Raw genomic sequence first — 4,295 nt, forward strand, 5'->3', positions numbered from 1 at the left:
AAGCGTTTACCTGGTTGCGCTCGGGCTCCACATCGGAGGAGCGGGTCGACGCCTTGCGAACTCTTCTTCTCGACGAGCACGACGTGATGGTCGGGACTGCACTCCTCGTTTGCCTGCAGCGGGAGGCCCACACCTCACCAGACGCAGTCGATTCTTTACTGGCTGAACTCGATGATCGCAGGGGCGTCGACGATGGATTCTCTGAGACTCGGGACGACTGTGTCGAAGCCGAGCCGGCAGATGACGAACGGGCCGCAAAGGAGCGCGACAAACTCGCGGTCAACATCACGACCTTTTTGGGCCTTCATCATGAGGCCCCCTACTCGAGCTCGGCCCTGAAGGAATGGGCTGACGCCGCTCCAGTGTCAAAGGAGCTATCGCACGCGATCTCATTCATTCGGGACTACTTCGCTCCGGGCGCCGAGATCGGCGTCCAGAAGCGAGCGTTCGAGTTCGCAACAGCCGGGTGCACGTCGGCTCTGGCATGTCTGGACGAGATGAGCGCCGCGTTGACAGGCAAGACCGAGGCAACGCCAGATGAGATTGCATCGTTGAAGCGGGCTTACAACGTCTTGGACACCACTGCCAGCCAGATCTACTTCTCCAGCGGCGCCTACGACAGGAAGAGCACCGCCGTCGAGGACGGCACCACCCAACACGCACCTGCAACTGCAGAACTCGCGCGGCTCGCCGACCTCGCGATTCCTCTGCTGTTGTTATGCGCCAGCAGCAAGGCTGCTCCAGTGATTCACCATGTCGTGGAGACGCTGGTGTTTCTATCTAGAGTCGACGAGCGGCGCGGTCTCCAGGCGCTCGCTGATGCTGTAGCGGCCAATGACGGGTACGCATACGACTCGCTCGCGGCCGGGGTCGTCATCCCCCATCTCACTCGGCTGCTTGCCGAGGAACGTAACCTGGTGCTCTACGACGAGCAGGGCGTCACCGCGTTCAGGAAGTTGCTTTCGGCGTTCGCAGGAGCAGGCAACGAGAAAGCGCTTGTTCTCGCGTTCACGTTCTCTGATGTGTTCAGGTGAACGGCGCACTGGCTTAAGGGGCACGTGAAGTACACAGATCTGCTGCGGCCGCTGCGTCATTTCGCCGCCTGAGAACGCAGCGGCAGACATGGGACTACTGACGAATGTGGCCAACCCACGGACGCCATCGACAACTCACGAGACCCTCTAGCCTGCGTTCATGGGCCTCGAGCTTGGCGACAGCGGTGAGAGACGATCACGCCGATGGTTCCATGGTGTTGCAGGTCCGACAATCGAACCTGTCGCGTCGGACCCTTCGGGCACGATCTAGGCATGGACACCTACGACTCACTGGACCTGGCACAGGAGTACAAGCCCCTACGCAAGATCCTTGGCTTCGCGTTCGTCACCGCCGCAATCTTCTTCAACAACGAGCTCGTCTCCTTCATCATTGCGATAAGCCAAGAGCACGCCGCAAACATCCTCGAACCGTTCCTCGAGACACTCACGTCTGCTCCGGCGCCCGCCGGCTGACTCGGCCACACCTCTATCGCGATCCTTCGGGAGGAGACGGATGACTGACGACTCACCTGGGTACGTGGTGATGCGCGAAGGCATCGACAACGAGCGCCCGTTCGAAGCGGGTGACCCGGTCACCACGTACGAGCTTGGAGACCAGTACCCGTACAAGCATCTGCCACCGCACCGTGGTCGGCATGCTTCAGACGATGCCTATTACGAAGCCGTTGCGACGTACGCGAACCAAGAGAAGCATTGGCGAGTACAGAAACATCTGCGGTGCGACTGCAAGTCGTGGCGCTCCATCGCTCGACTGATGGTTCACATTCCATCAAACCGACAATGGGTCTTTCACAACCCCGAGGACGTCGCAAAGCCGTTCCGCACCCCAGTTCTTCAGGAGCGCAACCTCGCCTACCCGCTGCACGGAGGCCCGGGAGAAGCACCACACATACATGGCGTCTCGTCGTGCAACGGGTGCGACAAACGCTGGCTCGTGGTCTCGTTCCACGACTCCGCCGAGATCATCCACGTTCAGAGCGCGACCCACGGCGGAAAGGTCGCGCCTTAACGCCCAACGCAGGCGTAGACTTTAGTCATCGCCTAGCGGATTGCGCTGCACACCCGAAAGCACTGGGCCGCCCGGGAACCACCTCATCTGAGGAGTTCCTGTCCATGCCTCAAAGCCGTCACCGCCGCCATCGCGACAGCACCGCACGACGCGAACGGGCGAGTCACGTCGTCGCTTGCCTGTCCCTCATGTTCGGTGTGCTCTCCTACTTGGCACCGCGCGCTCAGGACACCGACCCGACGCCGACCGAAATCAACGTCTACCTGCCCCACTCACCTCTCTGCCAACCGTCCCAGGACGCCGCGTACTAGCCAACGGGGGCGCCCTCCCAACGCCAAAAGGTCGCCGTGCCTTTCCGCGGGTTCGGCGCGGCTTTGACGGTGCTGACGACGCGCTTGGACTGGGGAACGCCGCTTCTCGCCCTCGGGGCACGCTCGCCGCCCTCGACGTGTTCATCGTGCATCGGGCGGGCGGTGACGACGGTCAACGCCACCAGGAGGGCTGGCAACGCTGCCCGCACTGCCCTTCTGGTCTTCGAGCAAATTCAGGGTGCGTCAAACCGCCGCGAGCGATGGTGCCAAAATCCGCTGCGCAGACCAATCCTGTGGGACAGAACTGCTTGTCGCCTAGCCGTGCCAGGGTGGCTCGCCGACGCGGGCCGGACTGCGAGCACGAGCGCGGCCTCGTCGGATGGGAGCATTGAGTCGTGACCAAGAGGACCGTGTTCGGAGTCGTGGCGGGCGGGCTATTAGTCGTCGTCGGAATCGCTGTTGGGATCGGTCTGGTTCTCGACGCCGACGCAGGTTCCATGGCCGATTGGGTGGCAGCCTCCGCGACGGTCGCCGCCTTCGGAGCCGCCATGCTTGCAGCCGACTACGCGGCCAGGGCGCTCGGGATCGAACAGGTTAGGGATGGCGAACTTCTTCGAGAGCGGAGGAGAGCGCAGGCCGCCCTTGTCGCGGCTTGGCCCGACAAGTTCGTTCCGAACTGGCAACAACAGCAAAGCGGTCCGCCCATCGCCGAGGAGGGTATTTCTGGCGCGATAGCAATGCTGCGAAACGCGTCCGAGGTACCAGTCACTAACGTTCACGTCGACTTCAGCGTTGTACTCGCCCCGACTGGTGGAGCCACCGAGGAGAAGCCGCGATATCTGGGCGGTGAGGATCTTGCGGTCCTACCTCCATCGGCGGAGCCAAGGCCAATTCGGTGGATAACTGAGGGCGAGACGCCCGTGATGATTGTGGGCGTTCCCACGCTTGGCGACGGTCAGGACTACCCCGACTATGGGACATACGATCCGTCGCACCTTGTCGTCGATATCAGCTTCAGAGATGCCGCCGGCATTTTGTGGCGCCGCGACCGGCTAGGTCGACTTGACGAGGTCATCGAACACCGCGATTAGCTGTTGTGTTCGGTGGGGATGTTGTCGCGGACATCTTTCGGGACTGCGTCACTTCGCCGCGAGCGTCCGTAGCCTGGCCGCGCGCTCACGGACCTGGCTGTCCTCTCCTCCCCGTGATCTGGGGACGAGGAGCGATGCTTAGCCAACTTGGAGAACCTCCTCATCGCCGACCACGCGTCGCCTTCGACGGCCCGGCGAGCAACCCGGCGTCAAGGGTCGCATACTCCCTGAAGAGGACTGCTTGTCGCGACTCTTCGTCGGCCTTGTTGGGAACCAACTCGAAGAGGCCGTCAATGACGACATCGAGCGCGGCGTGTGCCGCCGCAAGGTCTGGCGGAAGGGAAGCCGGCTCGTAGAGCTGTGCAAGCGACTGCGATGGGTAGGCGTCTCGGGCCGAGATCACACCTTTCCCGGCTGCGATCACCTTGGTCCGATCCTCTGTTGAGATTGACGGCAACGGGAAGTTATTCCAGACAATGGTGTTCGAGAATCTCAATCGCGACTCAAGTCGGCCACCAACCGCCTTCAGCCAGGCAAGAAACATCGACGACGAAATGAGTCCAAACAAGAAACCATCAGGGTCTTCCGCGGTGGCGTTCGCATTGAAAATCACATCTGCACTCAGGTGTGATGCCAAGAAAAACGGGCGATTCTCGGAAACTACGCTTGGGATCGCAACGAAGTCGACTGTCGGTTGTCGGATCTCCGCGAAGAGGTGCGGGGTAGACGCAAGCGTCCGCGTCGCGGCCCTTCGGCTGCTGAGCCGCTCTTCCCGACATGCGGCAACACGCGTCTCAAGGAATGCGGATCTCCCCAAGTCTTCCGGATC

5 protein-coding genes are annotated in these 4,295 nt (G+C 61.8%); 4 read left to right on the forward strand and 1 reads right to left on the reverse strand.

Annotation, left to right across the window (positions count from 1 at the left end):
• The 4 genes from ACOADB_RS02160 to ACOADB_RS02175 form a co-directional block, all read left to right on the forward strand.
• On the forward strand, positions 1 to 1,034 hold a 1,034-nt coding region (locus ACOADB_RS02160; RefSeq protein WP_378596267.1), incomplete at its 5' end, for a hypothetical protein.
• Positions 1,035 to 1,307: 273 nt separating this feature from the next.
• A complete protein-coding gene (locus ACOADB_RS02165) occupies positions 1,308 to 1,508 on the forward strand; it encodes a hypothetical protein (RefSeq protein WP_378596268.1) in 201 nt (66 codons plus the stop codon).
• Between the two features lie 40 nt (positions 1,509 to 1,548).
• Positions 1,549 to 2,064, forward strand: a complete 516-nt coding sequence (locus tag ACOADB_RS02170) for a hypothetical protein (RefSeq protein ID WP_378596269.1) — start codon at positions 1,549 to 1,551, stop codon at positions 2,062 to 2,064.
• Between the two features lie 706 nt (positions 2,065 to 2,770).
• On the forward strand, positions 2,771 to 3,466 hold the full coding sequence (locus ACOADB_RS02175) for a hypothetical protein (RefSeq protein WP_378596270.1): 696 nt from the start codon (positions 2,771 to 2,773) through the stop codon (positions 3,464 to 3,466).
• A 160-nt stretch (positions 3,467 to 3,626) separates the two neighbouring features.
• On the opposite strand, the gene ACOADB_RS02180 is transcribed toward ACOADB_RS02175, so the two are convergent.
• Positions 3,627 to 4,295 (reverse strand): type IIL restriction-modification enzyme MmeI (locus ACOADB_RS02180; RefSeq protein ID WP_378596272.1); only part of this gene is annotated, 669 nt, incomplete at its 5' end.

The sequence above is a fragment of the Nocardioides sp. CPCC 206348 genome, from assembly GCF_048654705.1.
Classification (GTDB): Bacteria; Actinomycetota; Actinomycetes; order Propionibacteriales; family Nocardioidaceae; genus Nocardioides.

Coding starts and splice junctions, on each gene's coding strand:
- ACOADB_RS02165 (WP_378596268.1), top strand. CDS start 1,308: ATGGACACCTACGACTCACTGGACCTGGCACAGGAGTACAAGCCCCTA.
- ACOADB_RS02170 (WP_378596269.1), top strand. CDS start 1,549: ATGACTGACGACTCACCTGGGTACGTGGTGATGCGCGAAGGCATCGAC.